The 17,156-nt window shown below is 33.9% G+C and carries 20 protein-coding genes; 4 read left to right on the top strand and 16 right to left on the bottom strand.

The window, feature by feature from the left end; all coding sequences use genetic code 11:
• Positions 1-11 precede the first annotated feature (11 nt).
• Positions 12-1,043, top strand: coding sequence for a hypothetical protein (locus U5L76_01050; GenBank protein MDZ7798184.1), 1,032 nt, complete (start codon positions 12-14; stop codon positions 1,041-1,043).
• 590 nt (positions 1,044-1,633) lie between these two features.
• On the opposite strand, the gene U5L76_01045 is transcribed toward U5L76_01050, so the two are convergent.
• A complete protein-coding gene (locus U5L76_01045; GenBank protein MDZ7798183.1) occupies positions 1,634-2,449 on the bottom strand; it encodes an undecaprenyl-diphosphate phosphatase in 816 nt (271 codons plus the stop codon).
• A 2-nt stretch (positions 2,450-2,451) separates the two neighbouring features.
• Between U5L76_01045 and U5L76_01040 the strand changes: the two genes are divergently transcribed.
• On the top strand, positions 2,452-2,889 hold the full coding sequence (locus tag U5L76_01040; protein ID MDZ7798182.1) for a divergent PAP2 family protein: 438 nt from the start codon (positions 2,452-2,454) through the stop codon (positions 2,887-2,889).
• A 47-nt stretch (positions 2,890-2,936) separates the two neighbouring features.
• Here the strand turns inward: U5L76_01040 and mutM are convergent, their stop codons facing one another.
• The 12 genes from mutM to U5L76_00980 form a co-directional block, all read right to left on the bottom strand.
• Positions 2,937-3,761, bottom strand: coding sequence for a bifunctional DNA-formamidopyrimidine glycosylase/DNA-(apurinic or apyrimidinic site) lyase (gene mutM, locus U5L76_01035; GenBank protein MDZ7798181.1), 825 nt, complete (start codon positions 3,759-3,761; stop codon positions 2,937-2,939).
• Positions 3,762-4,478, bottom strand: coding sequence for a SagB/ThcOx family dehydrogenase (locus U5L76_01030; protein MDZ7798180.1), 717 nt, complete (start codon positions 4,476-4,478; stop codon positions 3,762-3,764). It lies immediately after the preceding gene.
• Between the two features lies 1 nt (position 4,479).
• The gene (gene ispG, locus U5L76_01025) at positions 4,480-5,526 is read right to left on the bottom strand and encodes a flavodoxin-dependent (E)-4-hydroxy-3-methylbut-2-enyl-diphosphate synthase (protein MDZ7798179.1); all 1,047 of its coding nucleotides are present in this window, start codon (positions 5,524-5,526) and stop codon (positions 4,480-4,482) included.
• A complete protein-coding gene (locus tag U5L76_01020; GenBank protein MDZ7798178.1) occupies positions 5,527-6,138 on the bottom strand; it encodes an HAD-IA family hydrolase in 612 nt (203 codons plus the stop codon).
• 60 nt (positions 6,139-6,198) lie between these two features.
• A complete protein-coding gene (locus U5L76_01015; protein ID MDZ7798177.1) occupies positions 6,199-6,981 on the bottom strand; it encodes a hypothetical protein in 783 nt (260 codons plus the stop codon).
• Between the two features lie 145 nt (positions 6,982-7,126).
• A complete protein-coding gene (locus U5L76_01010; GenBank protein MDZ7798176.1) occupies positions 7,127-7,336 on the bottom strand; it encodes a hypothetical protein in 210 nt (69 codons plus the stop codon).
• Positions 7,337-7,528: 192 nt separating this feature from the next.
• Positions 7,529-7,702, bottom strand: coding sequence for a hypothetical protein (locus U5L76_01005; protein MDZ7798175.1), 174 nt, complete (start codon positions 7,700-7,702; stop codon positions 7,529-7,531).
• A 461-nt stretch (positions 7,703-8,163) separates the two neighbouring features.
• A complete protein-coding gene (locus U5L76_01000) occupies positions 8,164-8,700 on the bottom strand; it encodes a transposase (protein MDZ7798174.1) in 537 nt (178 codons plus the stop codon).
• 464 nt (positions 8,701-9,164) lie between these two features.
• A complete protein-coding gene (locus U5L76_00995; GenBank protein ID MDZ7798173.1) occupies positions 9,165-9,974 on the bottom strand; it encodes an ABC transporter permease subunit in 810 nt (269 codons plus the stop codon).
• Positions 9,971-10,870, bottom strand: a complete 900-nt coding sequence (locus tag U5L76_00990) for an ABC transporter ATP-binding protein (GenBank protein ID MDZ7798172.1) — start codon at positions 10,868-10,870, stop codon at positions 9,971-9,973. Before U5L76_00990 ends, U5L76_00995 begins: the two co-directional genes overlap by 4 nt.
• Positions 10,854-11,276, bottom strand: coding sequence for an IPT/TIG domain-containing protein (locus U5L76_00985; protein MDZ7798171.1), 423 nt, complete (start codon positions 11,274-11,276; stop codon positions 10,854-10,856). The genes U5L76_00990 and U5L76_00985 overlap by 17 nt, the downstream gene beginning before the upstream one ends.
• Before the next feature lie 46 nt (positions 11,277-11,322).
• On the bottom strand, positions 11,323-12,351 hold the full coding sequence (locus U5L76_00980) for a histone deacetylase (protein MDZ7798170.1): 1,029 nt from the start codon (positions 12,349-12,351) through the stop codon (positions 11,323-11,325).
• Between the two features lie 151 nt (positions 12,352-12,502).
• Here U5L76_00980 and U5L76_00975 point away from each other — a divergent pair, with 151 nt between their 5' ends.
• Both U5L76_00975 and U5L76_00970 read left to right on the top strand, forming a co-directional pair.
• Positions 12,503-15,211, top strand: coding sequence for an HAD-IC family P-type ATPase (locus U5L76_00975; GenBank protein ID MDZ7798169.1), 2,709 nt, complete (start codon positions 12,503-12,505; stop codon positions 15,209-15,211).
• A gap of 6 nt (positions 15,212-15,217) precedes the next feature.
• Positions 15,218-15,610 carry a hypothetical protein gene (locus U5L76_00970; protein MDZ7798168.1) on the top strand — a complete coding sequence of 131 codons (393 nt, stop codon included), beginning with the start codon at positions 15,218-15,220 and terminating at the stop codon, positions 15,608-15,610.
• A 51-nt stretch (positions 15,611-15,661) separates the two neighbouring features.
• Here U5L76_00970 and U5L76_00965 read toward each other — a convergent pair whose 3' ends face one another.
• Genes U5L76_00965 through U5L76_00955 form a run of 3 tightly spaced genes read right to left on the bottom strand, consistent with a single transcriptional unit; the run spans position 15,662 to position 17,116 of the window.
• A complete protein-coding gene (locus U5L76_00965; GenBank protein ID MDZ7798167.1) occupies positions 15,662-16,432 on the bottom strand; it encodes a DUF5667 domain-containing protein in 771 nt (256 codons plus the stop codon).
• Positions 16,433-16,450: 18 nt separating this feature from the next.
• Entirely contained in the window at positions 16,451-16,774 is a 324-nt protein-coding gene (locus U5L76_00960) for a hypothetical protein (protein ID MDZ7798166.1), read from the bottom strand.
• A 9-nt stretch (positions 16,775-16,783) separates the two neighbouring features.
• The gene (locus tag U5L76_00955; protein ID MDZ7798165.1) at positions 16,784-17,116 is read right to left on the bottom strand and encodes a hypothetical protein; all 333 of its coding nucleotides are present in this window, start codon (positions 17,114-17,116) and stop codon (positions 16,784-16,786) included.
• Between the last annotated feature and the right edge of the window lie 40 nt (positions 17,117-17,156).

The following is a 17,156-nucleotide window of genomic DNA, read 5'->3' as shown; positions in this document are numbered from 1 at the left end:
TAAAAATACTTATGAAAAAACTGCTATTCACTATCTTAATTTCTTGTCTGGCTATTATTCCGCTTACCAGTCAAGCCCAGGAAGAACACGGAGGGATTGATCAGGTCAAACTGGTTAATATTCCGGCGGAAATAAAGGCTGGAGAAACTATTAATCTAACCTTAAAAGCTCAGGATAAGCAGAAAAATACCTGGGATATTTCTGAATTTGCTATTTTTATTACTGAAGATCCACGCGGTTCTATTGAAGATAATGTTTATCAAGCTGGCAAGGCCGGTTCCTGGCTAATTGAAGCCAAATACGGTAACTTTGCCGCGCAAGACGAAATTGAGGTAATTTCCGGAGAAGTTAACTCTATTGTGGTTAATCCCAACTCTATGCCGGAAGTAATTAATCTTAATCAAAGCCAAAAATTTGAAGCCAAAGTTTTTGATGTCATGGGCAATACTATTGAAAATCCTGAACTTACCTTCTCTCATGAAGGAAACTTGGGCGAAATAAACCAGGAAGGTGTATTTGTGCCTAAAGACACTGGCTTGGGTCAAATTATGGCCACTAGTAGTAATATTTCTGAAAGCGTAAAAATTGAAGTCAAAGAAGAAACCCTGCTGCCACCGGTAGCCGAAGAAAATGTAAATAATAACACTAATCAAGCCGCTCAAACAGAAGAAGTCTCAGAATCAGAGGAACAAGAAACTGAGCCTGAAGGTGAAGTAGCCGGAGTTAGTGAAGAAGCTCAAGCCCAGGAAGAGGAAGAAAGCCCTTCCGATGAATGTACTCCCCTGGCCTGGTCCTGGTGGCTGATTATTCTCATTATTTATATTGGCGTTTTAATTGGTTATTACTTCCTAGTCAAAAAATCAAAAAATAAATGGTGGTGGCTTTTCCCCTTAGTCTTAACTGTAGCTGCTTTCTGGATTTATTTTGAATATTCCTGTCAGACTAACGGCTGGTGGCCCTGGGTAGCAATCATTATGGCTATACTGGTCACACTGTTTAGGCCTAAGAAATTCTTTGAAGAGCCTAAAGAACCAACATTCTAAGTTAAAATAGATATACCATACAAAAATCCCTTTCATCACTTGAGAGGGATTTTTGGTTATTTATAAAGATAACCTAGCGCAGGCACAAAAGACCTGCGCTAGATTTTTAATTATTAAAAATTGCGTCACAAGATAAATCCCGTGTCAGAAAAGTTATAAACAATTTAGAGCCCGGCACAACATTCATGTGGCGACATTTTAAAAAGATTACTCCGCCAGTATAAACCAATTAGCAAAAAAGAGGGTTTTAGGCCGAGCCGCTAGTTTGGTTATTAGGCTGAGTCAATGTTTTTCTATTCCAAACCCACTACCAAAACCTTACTAGCTGCTATAACCATAACCAATTAGCAAAACATAAATCGCCGGATAAATCCGGCGCCAGAGAGATAAATCTTTTGCCTAAGCGATGAGAAAAATTCTTCTCTTCTCTTTTTTTCCCTGCCTCCCATAGACCCAACGCCACTCTCCGTGCCTGCGTTGGGATTCTTAATTAGAACAAAGACCAAATCAAAAAGCCAAGCACTATCATAAAAAGCCTGGCTCTCTAAATCCAAACCTTTCTCTTAATAAATAATTATTTAGGTAATTTTTTAATTAATCAAAAAATATATTAAAATAATTATTCCCAAAACAAAGCGGTAATAAGCAAATACTTTTAAAGAATGAGTTTTTAAAAATTTTAATAAAAAACGAATAACCAAATATCCGGCTATAACCGCCACTAGAAAAGCTAATATCATTAATACCCATTCATGAGTTAATAAATCAGATGATAATAAGCGGCCGCTTCTTTTAACCACGGCCCCTAAAGTAACTGGGATAGCTAAAAGAAAAGCAAACCGAGCCGCTTGATCTCTTTTTAATTTTTGGGAAAGACCGCCTAGTATAGCAATGCCGCTGCGAGAAGTGCCGGGAATAAGAGCCAAAACTTGAAAAAATCCGATAATTAGGGCCGATTTAAAGGAGCTTTCAGATAATAATTTTATTTTTTTTGTTCTTTTTTCAAATAAAATAAACAAATAACCGACTAAGATAAGCATCAATCCTACCAAAAGCGGCGAGCGCAAGGAATTTTCTACAATCTCTTCCAGAAAAAAACCAAAGACTAAAGCTGGTAAGGTGCCAATTAATATCATCCAGGCAATAAGCTGATTTGGTTTCTCTTTAACCTGCCATTTTAACAGACTATTGAAAAAAGCGCCGATATATTTTATAATATCTTTATAGAAATAAATGAGCAGGGCTACTAAAGTGCCGGCGTGAAGCATGACATCAAAACTAAGAGAACTAACAAAATCAAAATCAAATATCTGATGCATAATAACCAGGTGTCCGGAAGAAGAAACCGGTATAAATTCGGTCAAACCCTGCACCAATCCGTAAATAATTGAGTAAATATAATCCATTTATGGTTTATCCTAAATTATTAATTATCCCTCTGATTGTCGGCATTATTACTTTTGCCATTAAAATATTAATCCGAGGTTTGAAAGCTAATTTCAATCTTGACATTACCTTTGATTATGGGGGCATGCCTTCAGTCCACACCGCTTTTGTTACCTCTCTCTGTACAATTATCGGTATAGCTGAAGGAATTTTCAGTCCAATTTTCGCCGTAACCGTAATTTTTTCATTAATCATTATTAGAGATGCTTTAGGTATGCGGCAGATTATCAGTTTCCAATCAATTGCCTTGCTAAGAATTATAGCAAAATATCCCAAAAAAGAAAGGCAGTTATTTCCAAAAAGACTAGAAAAGCATATTGGCCATACTTTAGCTGAAGTTATTGTCGGCTTTATTCTTGGAATTGTCTTAGCTTATATGTTTTACTTAATTATTCCTTAAAATAATTAAAATAAAAAAACCTGCTTAAATAGCTTAGCCGGTTTTTTTTATTTCTGGCAATTAGAACAAAAATAAGTGCCGCGCCCGGCCTGTTTAATACTTTTTATCTCAGCCTGGCATTTTTTACATTTTTCGCCCCGTCGTCCATAAACATACAACATTTTTTCAAAATCCCCTTCTTTTCCCTCGGCATTAATATAAGCGTCAGCTGAAGTACCGCCATATTTAAGGGATTTTTTTAAAACTTTTTTAACAGCTTTAAATATTTTTTCTGATTCTTTTTTAGTTAAAGTGCCAGCCCGCCGGCTTGGTCTAATACCAGCTAAAAAACAGGCTTCAGAAGCGTAAATATTACCAATACCGGCAATCAGCCTTGGATCCATTAAAAGCGGCTTAATCGGCTTATTTTTTCTTTTTTTTAGTATTTCTCTAAAGTTTTTTAGTCTAAAATCTGAAGATAAAGGCTCCGGGCCAAAATCAAGTCTTTTTAACTCTTTTTCTAATTCAGTCTTATTAAATAACTTTAAATAACCAAACTTTCTCATATCATTAAAGTAAAGCTTGGTCTGATCAGTAAAATAAAAAATTACCCGGGTGTATTTATTATGCTGGTCATTTTTTTTATGATAAACCAATTGGCCGGTAATTTTTAAATGCACTATCATAAACAAATCACTATCAAAGCCAATAATTAAAATTTTAGCCCGTCTTTTGACTGATTTTATTTTTCTCCCTTTTAATTTATTTTTAAAATTTTTGTTAGAAGAACCAACCGGCTTGGCATCTAAAATATCAATACGGCTAATCTTTTGGCCGATTATTTTCTTTTCCAGTCCCCTCTTGATAGTTTCTACTTCTGGTAGCTCCGGCATTTACTTAAGTCCTCCAATGGGAAAAATATAATAAGCTTTTTGGCTAGGTTCAAAATCTAAAAAATCTGACATTTGATCATCATGCAAAGCTCCTACTGAAACCGTACCTAAATTTAAAGCCGATACTTGCAGATAAATATTCTGCCCCACAGGCCCGGCTTCTAAAGCGACATACTGCTCTGCTCTCTCCCGGTACTTTTCAGCCGTCCGACTGACTACCCCCGTGACCACTATATTTAAAGGTGCTTTTCTAATCCATTGTTGATCTAGACTAATTTCTGAAAGTTCGGACAAAAAATCACCTTCTTTTATTTTTTCTAAAGTGTGATTTGGCGTTTGGTAATGATAAATACCAGCCGCATAATTTTCAAACTTTCCCACTACATAAAGTTCTATAGGGTATAAAGCTCCGGCTGAAGGAGCCGTGCGGCTGCCTTTTTCATTAGTCCCATTAGCGGCCCAGAGAATTTGGGATAAATCTTTTAAACTTATTTCTTGATCAGAATATTCTCGCACCGAACTACGCTTATTAATAGCTGCTTCCAGAGAAACTTCTGAATCCTTTCTTGGTTCAGGTAATTTAATTGTTTCTTTATTACTTAGATTCATATTTTTATTCTCATCTTTTAATACTTCATCCTGATTAAGCCATAAATAAATAAAACCAATTATTATTACTATTAAAATTATTAGCCATATAATCAAATTCCTAGACATATTATAATTTTTTAATTTCTTTTAAAAGCTCTTTTAATATATCTTTTTCTTTAACTGTTTTGATAACTTTTCCTCGGCGAAAAATTATACCTGTTTTTTTACCACCGGCTACTCCAATATCGGCTTCCCTGGCTTCGCCCGGGCCGTTGACCGCGCAGCCCATAACAGCTACTGTTATTTCTTTTTTAATATCTTTAAGAGCTTTTTCAACCTGATTGACTAACTTAGGTAAATCTATTTGGGTACGGCCGCAAGTGGGGCAAGAAATTATTTCCACTCCTTTTTTTCTCAGCTTCAATGATTTTAATATTTCCCAGCCGACTCGGACCTCTTCAGCTGAATCTCCAGTCAAGGAAACTCGGATAGTATCCCCTATTCCCTGGGCTAATAAAGCACCGATACCAATTGAAGATTTAATAATACCAACACTAGGCGGACCGGCCTCAGTCACTCCCAAATGAAGCGGGTAACTAATTTTTCTGGCTATCATTTCATAGGCCTTGATTGTATGAGCCACATTAGTAGATTTAATAGAAACCACCATATTTCTAAAATTCATTTTTTCTAGAAGTTTAATATTTTTTAAAGCTGAATCAACCAGGCCTTGAGGCGTAACCCGCATTTTGTATTTTTTTAAAACATCTTGCTCAAGCGAACCTGAATTTACCCCCACCCGAATCGGTATTTTTTTATTTTGGCAAGCCTTAACCACTTTCCTTAAATTTTCCAGACTGCCTATATTACCCGGGTTAATTCTAATTTTATCGGCTCCCTGTTTGACTGATTCAATAGCTAAGCGATAATCAAAATGAATATCAGCCACTAAAGGAATATTTATTTGCTTTTTTATTTTTTTAATGGCCCGAGCCGCTTTCATATCCAAAACCGCCACCCGGATAATTTCACAGCCCATTTTTTCCAGCTCTTTAATTTGCTTGACAGTGGCTTTAATATCGCGAGTATCCGTGTTGCACATTGACTGGACTAAAACCGGATTGTTTCCGCCTATCTTTTTATGACCTATTTTTATTACTTTGGTTTTATACATTTATATAATTTGTAATTTTTTTAGCGATTTATACAATTCATTATAACTTTTATAGTGAATGGTGACAAAACCTAGTTTTTTGGCGGATTTTAAATTTTCTAAATAATCATCAATATAAACCGTTTCTTCTGGCTTAATATTATATTTTTTTAATTTCTTTATTAAAATTTTATATATCCTTTCTTTTGGCTTGGCTACTCCAAAATGATAAGAAGCCAGATGAATATCAAACAATGAATAAAAAGAATTTTTCTGAAAGGAGTAATTATCCCATTCCCGGCCCTCGTTATTTAATAAACCAAGAACATAATTATTCTTTAATTTTTTTATTAATTTTACCACCAGCTTTCTTGGCCTTCTCGCACGCCGGGCCATTTTTTTTAATATTTTCAGGTCAAGTTTCTTTCCTAATTTTTTGTTTCCTTGTTGCCAAAATTCAGTTTCAGATATTTTTCCTCTCTTAAAAAGCTGCCAGGCTTTCTGGCGTGAGTAACTCTGATAAATACTATCAAATGGTAAATTATAATATTCGGCAATTCTTTTGGACCAGTTCTTGTGGTTTTCATTAAGAATCACCCCGACGTTATCAAAAATCACTGCTTTATATTTCATATTATTTTATTTTAACATAAAAGAAGCGAGAATTGAATTCTCGCTTCATACTTCCCAGACCTACTGATTTAAAAACCAGTCAGCTAAAGCTTCAAGGGGCTGGAGATGTTGGGAATAAAAAAGGTTAGCAATGGTATTAACATCAATTACATAACCCTCAACAAACTCGACATTAAAAAAAACTAAGCCGAAATCCTGGGCTATTTTACCTACGATTTTCTTTTCTTCGGCAAAGCCAGATAAATCAGTGATTAGTTCTCTGTTTCTTTTCTTAGTCTGCAGAGCATCTTCTTTCCAACGAGCCCAAATCAGGCCATCCACGTAATAAATAGTAAGAATTTTTTTCTTTGGATTAGCAATACAGGACTCGACAAAAATCGGACTATTAAGGGAATGGATGCCCGTCCTCGGACAAAGAAAAGTCTGATGCTCTTTCAAAGTCTTGCAAACCACCATCTTTCCTAAATGCTCAGGAATTTTAGAAGAACAACCGTGATAAAAATTTGGAATTTGATATCCCTTTTGAGAAAGGATCTGGCTGCGCCGTAAATAATCAGTAAACAACTCAATGTTTTCAGTCGAATTTACGACCCTAATGCCAATTGACTCAATATTTCTCAGATAGCTGATCAGCCAGGTCAGCTGGGAAAAATTATAATAAGTCACCAGAACAAAATCAGGTCTGAATTCCCATTTCCTTAAATCATAAGGAAAATTTTCCAATAGCTCTTTTTGGCTATCGGGCCTGACTACTTGGATGCCTTTCCTTAAAAATACCCACTTCAGTATTTGGGTTTCAAGAAAATTATCAATATCAATTAATAGAACCTTCAGCTTTTTCATTTTTTCCTCCAAAAAATAAATTGTAAAGAGCGGTTAAATTATCATCATAGATTATCAAAATAAAATAAACTAGTCAAATTAAAAAAAGGGCTCCAAATCTGGAGCCCGAATAAGTAACAAAGATCTAAATTTATCCTCCTCTTTTTTAGGCCACATACTGCACCGAAAATATACCAGAAATTCCTCTAAGATGGACTAGTTGCTCTTCATCGATGCCTCGGACGATTACCCCAAAGGGGCCTTTAGTGCATTCCAGTTTCTGATCATCTCGCAGTTTGCCGGCCAGTTCTTTCTCAATACAATTTATAACGCTCTCGCATTTGTCACAAGGCACTATGAATTGAAAACCCGGCATAAATCCCTCCCTTCTTTCAATTTAAGAAAATAAGGTATCAATATAATATTGCCTAATAATTAAATTCTAAACTAAAAATATAATTTTTTCAACTAAAAAACCTACCCTTTTTATATTAGGTAGCAAAGTCCCTTAAGATGTTAAGTACTGGCCTTGCTAAATTACGATTAAGGTAGGTTTTTTACAAAAATTTTAGAGATCTTGAGGTTTAACAGTGCTTCTTTTGTTAGCTTGTGTACGTTCACAAGCATCATTTAATAAGGAAGCTACTTTTTGATCTAAAGCATCAATTAATTCGCCAGAAGTATGACAGCCTTTAGCTTTAATAGCTTCTTTAACTTTTGAACCAACTACGAGATTTGCCATGATGACACCTCCTTTCTTTGCTTATATTAGCTAATTATTAATGTTTTCAATAATGTGGATAATCCCTACTTTAGGGCTATTTAATGATATTCTACCATAAAACCGCCTAAAAAGGCAAAATTAAGGCTTTAAACAAATGATAATTAATTTTTTTATAAATTCAACTCTCTTAAAACTTTTCTTAAATCAGAAATAATATAATCCGGTTTAATTTCCTAATATTTCCTAACCACTTTAGTCGCGTATGATTGAATTTGTGAGTAAGGTATTTTTTTGCTAAGGATTACTACAGTACGCCACTGAAATGGCTAAGAAATACTATAAAGAAATACTATAAGATATTTCCTAGCGACTTTAGTCGCGTTGTCCTGAATATAATTATAAAGTATAAACCTTGCTTGCGAAATAGCAGTACGCCACTGAAGTGGCTAAGAAATACTATAAGATATTTCATCATAAATTTATTCACATCTAACTTTAAAATTACTTGCGGTAAAATCATTTTCCCTTATATTAATAACAGATCGGATATATTGATTAACATCCTTTTTATCCATTCTTTTAATAAGTGATTTATAACTGGAAAAAGGATATTTTTCTAATTCTTTAAACGATTTAATTTCTTTATGCTTTAAAGGATTGCCCACTACATAACCGAGTGCTTTTGCTAACAAAACATCATCTTCAATTAAATATATGTAATATTCTCCCCACACTTCTTTCTTATTATCAGTCAATTTATTTAATTCATAAGAACTTCGACCATTAATTTGCTTTAATATTTTTGGCATAATACTTCCTTCTTTAAAATAAGCCACAAAATGGTAATGATTAGAGATAATACCAAAATTAAATTCTTTTAAATTATAAGCATTACATACTCTGTTTATCTGATCCAGAATTATTTTCTTTTTAGTATTACTATTAAAGAAGTGATACCTTTTATTTGTTGGTACAGTAACAAAATAATATGATTTATCGACAAAATATCTAGACATGATAATTTAAATTAATTTTAATATTATTTATTTAAATTACAGTACGCCACTCCCGCCTGTCTTCGCCTAACGGCGAAGCCGTTGTCGGGCAGGAAAGTGGCTAAGAAATTCTATAAAGAAATACTATAAGATATTTCCTAGCGACTTTAGTCGCGTATGATTGAATTTGTGAACAAGGTATTTTTTTGCTAAGGATTACTACAGTACGCCACTGAAGTGGCTAAGAAATTCTATAAAGAAATACTATAAGATATTTCCTAGCGACTTTAGTCGCGTATGATTGAATTTGTGAACAAGGTTCTTTGTTAAGGATTACTACAGTACGCCACTCCCGCCTGTCTTCGCCTAACGGCGAAGCCGTTGTCGGGCAGGAAAGTGGTTAAGAAATATAACTATTTTTTTTAAATACTTTTTTAAAGCCGATTCAGCGGTTTCTTTTCATTCAATTATTTATTTAAATATTCTTATTTAACACAAATATCCCTTTGCTTAAAATACCACAATCCACCTAAAGTAAAGACTAGAAAAACTCCCAGAAAAACCAAAGCGTCGGTTAATATAATTGACTGACCGGATAATAAATCAGCGCCCCGGTAATAATAAAATAAAGTAAAGTGCTTTAACCAGGCCACGCTTTCCCAGTACAAAGCGACAAAATTCATAACATAAAATGCCAAGGTCAACCCGGCCCCAAAACCAATAACTTTACCTTTAGAAGAAAAAAGAGAAGAAAAGAAAAATGAATAACCGAAAATAGCCAACGAAAATAAAAGCAGCATGAACATAGTATTGATCAAATTGCCCCACTCAATAATCAAGGTTTCCTCCCAAAAAGTCGGTAACCAAAAGCCAAGAATAGTTACACCCTCCAAAATTATAACCCCTAAAATAAAAACAATAATATAACTTAAAGCTACTTTTATCCGACTAATGGGTCGTGATAATAAAAGCTCAATAGTACCGTCATCCACAGTCGAGGCAATTATACGCGCGGCAAAATAAACAATGAAAAATAAGACAATAATAATCCACATTAAATTCAGATATTCCATACCAATATAACTGGTAAAACTAAAGCCGCCCTCGAGGTTTATGCCAAAGGCTTTCATAAAAGCTTCGGGAAAATTTTCAATATAGCCCTCAATATCAAAACCAGATTTTACAAAGGTGGGATAAATAGCGGCCATTAATAAACTGTAAATTAAAAGCCCGAGACCATAGCCAATTAGGCTTCTTTTATTGTCCTTTAATACCTTTTTTATTAGAGTTATCATTTTTTTTCTTCTCTTTGATAAAACTTTAAAAAAACTTCTTCCAAATCAGCTTCATTAAAGGTGATATCCTGAAGCTGATATTTATTTAAAACATTAATTAAAGGATTTATATCGCCGTGAATAACTAGCTGCAAGTGCTTCTCGCTCTGATGTTTAATTTCAATTTTATCCAGCTTAAAATCATTTAAATTGTATTTATCTTTAAAATATAAATTAACCCTCCTGGTTTTAGCCTTGCCCAATTCCTCTACACTCTTAACAGCCGCCAGTTTGCCATCTTTTAATATAGCGGCTCGATCACAGATCTTTTCTACTTCCGATAATACATGTGAGGACATAAATATAGTGGTCCCCTCTTTTTTCATTTCTTTAACAATTTTATAAAACTCAATTTGCATTAAAGGATCTAGTCCGCCAGTTGGTTCATCTAAAATTAAAAGTTTAGGCTTTTGAGATAAGGCTTGTAAAAGACCCATTTTTTGTTTATTGCCCTTGGATAAATCGTCAATCTTTCGGTCCATATCAATTTCTAAACGTTGGACCAGTTCCTCTACCCATTTTTTATACAGGCCGCCGTTTAAGTTAGCCAAAAATTTAGTCAGGTACCAGCCGTCATATTTTTCATAAAGCTTAACATCACCAGCCAAATAACCAATATCTTTTTTTATTTTCAATCCCTGTTTTTGGCAATCCATACCAAAAATGCTAGCACGGCCTGAGGTCGGTGAAATAAAATCCATTAGAATCCTAATAGTAGTGGTCTTGCCAGCGCCATTGGGTCCTAAAAAACCAAATATTTCTCCTTGAAATACTTCTAAATTAAGATTATCAACCGCTCTAATTTGGCCGCGATTAAAAGTTTTGGTTAAATTTTCTACTCTAATTACTGCCTTCATCTTCTTTTAGATACCTAAATAATCTTGACCAATATCCGTATGTTCCGTCTTGATTTACTACCCCCAATTTATACATACCTTGATGATAAGACGGCATCCAAACTTCCAAAAGTCCGGGGTTTAAATAAATAGTTTCAAGAGTAAATTGCGGTCGATTAATAAAAGCTTTAGAATTTGCCTCAAAATTAGCTCCATATATTCTAATTCTTTCCTCACCCTTGACAGAAATTTCAGAAGGAAAAACTCCATAAACAGGCACGCTATTGTCAATAATATCATTTTCACTAGCCAGACTCCCCTCTCGCCGGATAAATTCAGTATACTGGCCTTTTTTATTAGGTTGAACACAGCCCGGAAGAACTAAAATAAGAGCTAATACCAAAACTAAAAATAATGTTTTTTTCATAATAAAAATTAAGATTATTATTTTATTATACTAATTTTCCGGCTATTCAACAAATATTAAAGCCGTATTTTTCGTAATATTTTTTGATTTCCTCATAATATTGCCAAAATTCTTTATTCTTTTGCTGCTTTGAAATTCCCTCTTTAACTGGCTTTCCTTTTAAACTTTGTAAGACTGCTTTGGTCCCTTCTTTAATACCCTCTTTATTATAGCCACCTTCTAAAATATAAATTAATCTGCCCTGGCAATTTTCATCCGCCATTTCTAAGATTTGTCTGGTCATATTTCTATAACCCTTAGTTGTTAATTTCATACCACCTAATGGATCACCCCCGTAAGTATCAAAGCCAAAAGAAACTAGAATTAATTCTGGAGCATATTGATTAACTATTGGTTTAATAATTCTATCTAAAAGATGATGATAAAAATTATCCCCCTGGCCAATATTCAAGGGAAAATTAATATTATAGCCCTTCCCTTTACTCTCTCCAACTTCATCAAAATAACCACTACCCGGAAAATAAGGGTATTGATGGGCTGAAATATACATGACTTTATCAGTCTTATAAAAAGCCTGCTGGGTGCCGTTACCGTGATGCAAATCCAAGTCCAGTATTAATATCCGGCTTAAATTATACCTCTCCAAAGCATAAGAAGCGCCAATGGCAATATTATTAAACAGGCAAAAACCCCGGGCCCGGTCTTTCTCGGCGTGATGGCCCGGCGGCCGGACAAAAGCAAAGCCATTGTCAATTTCTTTTTTAAAAACTGAATCAATCAAACTCAATACTCCGCCAGCCGCATAAAGAGCCGCTTCAAATGATTTATCATTAGTGCCTGTATCCGGATCAAGTGAAGTAAATTTATTTTCCCGCGTAATTTTTATTTTATCAAAATAATCCTTTGTGTGAACAAAACAAATTTCTTCGGGACTAGCGGCCCGGGCTTTGACTTTTTTCAGCCCCTTAACTTTTTTAATCGCTTCTAGAATGGCTTCAAGCCGAGCTGGGCTCTCCGGATGGTTTACCCCAGCCTGGTGCTCAAAATAAATTTTTTCTAAGATATAACCAGTCATTTTCTTTAGGTGATTGATAATTAGTAAGTTGAGATTTGAATTATATGACTAATCACAAATATTGATTAAGTTTCTATTTAATTATAAAACAATTTAAAAGAAAAAACTAATAAAATTTGCCTAATTTTAAACTTTTTAGTATTATTTATATATGGATAAAAGAAAAAGAGATGAGCACAAAATAAAAATAGAAGAACTATATAAACGCTTAAAAACTTCTGAAAAAGGCCTCACTGAAAAAGAAGCTAATAAAAGATTAAAAAGATACGGGTCAAATATATTAGAATTAAAAAAAGGCGTACCGGAAATTATAAAATTTCTTAAACACCTTTTTAATTTTTTTGCTATACTTCTTTGGATCGGCTCTATTTTAGCTTTTATAAGTGAATCTATCTATCCCGGCGAAGGAAATCTATATATTGGCATAGCCCTAATCGGTGTTGTTATTCTCAACGCCTTTTTTTCATACTATCAGGAGCACAAAGCCGAAAAAATAATGGAAAGTTTTATTGATATGCTACCCACCCATATAGATGTTATCAGAAATAATAGTAAAAAAGAAATTACCGCTGACCAATTAGTTCCAGGAGATATTATATCTCTAAAAGAAGGTGATAAAATTCCGGCTGATGCCCGTATTATTGAATTCTACGGTTTAAAAGTTAACCATTCCGCTCTAACTGGCGAGTCAGAACCACAATTAAGAAAACTGGCATGTACTAGTGAAAATATTTTAGAATCTCGTAATATGATTTTTTCCGGAACTTTGGTGCAAACCGGTACAGCTAAAGCCATAGTTTATGAAACTGGCATGACTACCCAAATTGGCCGTATTGCTGACTTAAGTAAAACCACAAAATTTGGAGAAACGCCTATCAGAAAACAGCTTAATCATTTTATAAAAATAATTTCTGTTATTGCAATTTTTCTCGGAGTAATTTTTGGTATAATCAGTATAGTTATGGGCAAGCACCTTATGGGTAGTTTAATTTTTGCTATTGGTATTATTGTAGCTAATGTGCCTGAAGGACTTTTACCCACTGTTACTTTGGGTTTAAGTGTTACTTCAAAAAAAATGGCTAAGAAAAAAGCCTTAGTTAAAGACTTGGAATCAGTAGAAACTTTAGGCTCAACTACTGCTATTTGCACTGACAAAACAGGTACCTTAACAGAAAATAAAATGTCTGTAAAAACACTTTATTTTAACTTTGAAGAATTTGATTGCCGTGGAAACGATTATAAAGATGAAGCTGGCCTGAATAAGATATTAAAAATATCCACCTTGTGTAATAATTCTCGTTTAAATTCTGATTGTAAAACCTATAAAGGCGACCCTACTGATGGAGCCTTGCTCTTATTTGCTTACCAAAACACAAATATTACTAAAATATATTATAAAAATAAAAGAATTAATGAATCACCATTTGATTCCAAAAAAAAGAGAATGATTACTACTTATTTTTCAAAATCAGATAGTAAACAAAGCGCTTATCTTAAAGGAGCTCCTGAAGTAGTTATAAAAATGTGTAACCGTATTTTAGTCAAAGGTAAAGTCAAAAAATTTACCAAAAACGAAAAAGATAAAGTTACTGAATATTACAATAAATTAGCTTCTCGTGGTGAAAGAATAATTGCTTTGGCTTATAGTGATATAAAAAATGATAAACCATCTAAGAATTTTATTTTTACTTCTTTAATCGGCATGTATGATCCTCCACGCCAAGAAGTAAAAGCGGCTATAAAAAAATGCCGACAAGCCGGAATCAAAGTTATTATGATAACTGGTGATGCGGCTCAAACAGCTGAATCTATAGCTAAACAGGTTGGAATAATCAAAGACAAAAATAACGATATTGTAATAACCGGAAAAGATTTAATTAAAATGAATAAAGACGCTTTAAAAGATGTTTTGAGCAAAAATAATATCATTTTTGCTCGTACCAATCCTTTTCAAAAATTGAGAATAGTTAAAACTTTAAAATCAATGGGACACACCGTAGCAGTAACCGGAGACGGAGTTAATGATGCCCCAGCCCTTAAAAATGCTGATATTGGGGTTAGTATGGGGATTATTGGTACTGACGTGGCTAAAGAAGCTAGTAATATGGTTTTAATGGATGATAATTTCGCTACTATTGTATCAGCTATTGAGCAGGGCCGTACAATTTATGATAATATTAAAAAATTTATCGTTTATATTTTAACCAGTAATATCCCTGAAATCCTGCCTTTTATTGCTTTTGCCATTTTAGGTATTCCTTTGCCTTTAACCGTAATCTTAATTTTATCCATTGATTTAGGCACAGATCTTATACCAGCGCTTGGTATTGGTTATGAAGAGCCAGAAGATGACATTATGAAAAGAAAACCTCGCTCAAGAAAAGAACCCTTGATGACCTGGAAAATGCTTTTCCGCTCTTACGGTATTGTTGGTCCAATTGAAGCGGCTGCTGGCTTTACTACTTACTTTTATGTTCTCTATACAGGTGGCTGGCAATGGGGTCAGGAACTAGCTATTAATGACCCTTTATACATCAAGGCCGTTAGTGCTTTTTTTGCTCCTATCATTATTTGCCAGATTGCTAATGTTATGATATGCCGCACCAAAAAAGAATCTATCTTTAAAAAAGGTTTTTTTACCAACAAAGTAGTTTTACTGGGAATTTTATCTGAAATAATTCTAATAAGTATTATTCTTTATTTCCCGCCGGCTAATAAACTTTTTGGTACTACGTCGGTTGAATTTAGAATTCTTATCATCAGTCTGCCTTTTGCTCTAGTCATATTTATTGGTGATGAATTAAGAAAAAAACTTTTAAGAAAAGGAAATCGTTTTATAAAAAAATGTCTTTCATGGTAAAAATATATGAAACAACCAAAAGCCAGCCCTAAATTTATGCGCGAGTTTTATTTCTGGACCGGTATAGTGGCCACCGTAGCTTACCGCATTATTATTATTCTTAATTTCTACTCTTCTTTCTGGGTTAAAATTTCCTGGTATATCGGCACTATTGGTTTTGTTATTTATTTTATTCACCGCTACCAGATTGCTGAAAAAAGAGACCGCTTGATTGAGGATAATAATATGGTGCAAAAAGTCGATCAAGTCAAAGAGCTTTCAGAAAAAGATAAAGCCATTATGCGCTACATTTTTAAAACTCTTTCTTCCAGCAAAGCTAAATATAATTATTATGCTATTTTTGCTTTGTCTGGCCTGGCCTTTATTCTCGGCATTATTTTTGACTTTGTTATAAAATAGATTAATAAAAAAAAGAACTGATTTATCCGACCAGTTCTTTTTTTGTATATATTAATTTTGTCCAGCTTGATTAGCTTCAGCCTGACCCGGGCTATTTACATTCATATTTTGATTCTGGTTCATGTTCTGATTTTGATTCATATTTTGATTTTGGTTAGCCTTTGTATTTTTTGTTTCTTCATCTTTATTAAAATTTAATCTTTCTTTAATTTTTAATTTTACCTCTTCACCATAGTTCTCTGCCTGATTGCGAATATTGTTCTCAAACTGTTCGGCTTCTTCTGAATTTTGAACTTTCTCAATGGCATTAGAAAGTCCCTTAGACGATTTTTCCATGGCCTCTAAAATATTTTCCTTAGCTTGTTCCGGCACTTTATCGTAAAGTGATTCCAGTACAGCCTGTTGTTTTTCCTGATTTTCTTTTAATTTCTCTGCCATTTCTTCCAAGTCTTTTCCTTTTTCACTGGCTTTTTCCAGTTTTTGTATTGATCTTTCAAGGCGGTTTTGGAATTTAGGCACCAGTTTTTCAGCCAGATCACACTTATCTTTTTCTTCACAAAGTTTTTTTAACTCCAATAACCTTCGGTTGGCAAAATTCAGCTCCAGATCAGCCTTTTTTTCGTCACTGAAGGCAAAGAAAAGTCTTACCTCTTCCCACCAGGTTTTAACCGGATAAAAGAAAGAGTCTGGCAAAAGCCCAAGGTTTTCACCAGTCACATCGCCTATTTCATCAATTAACTCAGAAAGGTTAAGAGTTTGCCCTTTGGCTACGAGCGGCGTTAAAATCAGCACTAGGCTGAAAATAATAATTGTTTTTTTCATTTTTTTAAAATTTAATAATTAACAACTAGAATAATTTAAAAAATATATTGATAAAAATAAGATTAAAGAAATAACTATCACTAAAACACTCAGAGCGCTGGTTAGAGCGGCTTCTTTAAAATCTTTCTTTTTCAAAAAAAGATAAACCGGATAACCAAAAACTAAAAAGCCGGAGACAGCCATACTAATGACAAAAATTAAAAGCATGATAATAGATATCAGAACATTATTGCTTTTATTAAACCAACTGCTGCCACCCCAGAGAAAAAGAGCTACTAAAGTAATATAAATTACTTCTAAAAAGCCGGTTAATAAACCAACTTTAATGCTTTTTTTCTGCATGGGTTTATATTAAATTTTAAAACTATCCTTGCCTTCCATTTCCAGCCAATCATCATTTTCTTCACTCCATTTATAAGCTTTCATAGTATGGACAAATTCGTCATCTGAATAAATATACTCCACTCTGGCCTGGCTGCCAATTCTTTTCGAGCCGATGCCTTTTTTATCTAAAACCACTGGATGTGTGATAAATTCCAGCTTCATCCGGCCCAAAGGCCCTTTAAATATTATAATTTCTTTTTCTCCGGGCCGGTCATCACCTAAATCTTCCTTATTTTCTTCCAGTACCTCAAATTCATCCAAAATCCTCCCTTTTATTTCCTGCCATTTTTCTTGGTTCATATAAATTTATTTAATCATTTTCTATAAAAATAATAGCAAA

The organism is Patescibacteria group bacterium (assembly GCA_034520665.1).
GTDB lineage: Bacteria > Patescibacteriota > Patescibacteriia > JAXHNJ01 > JAXHNJ01 > JAXHNJ01.
Note: the sequence above shows the minus strand (reverse complement) of the source record. Positions and strands in the feature narration are given on the sequence as shown.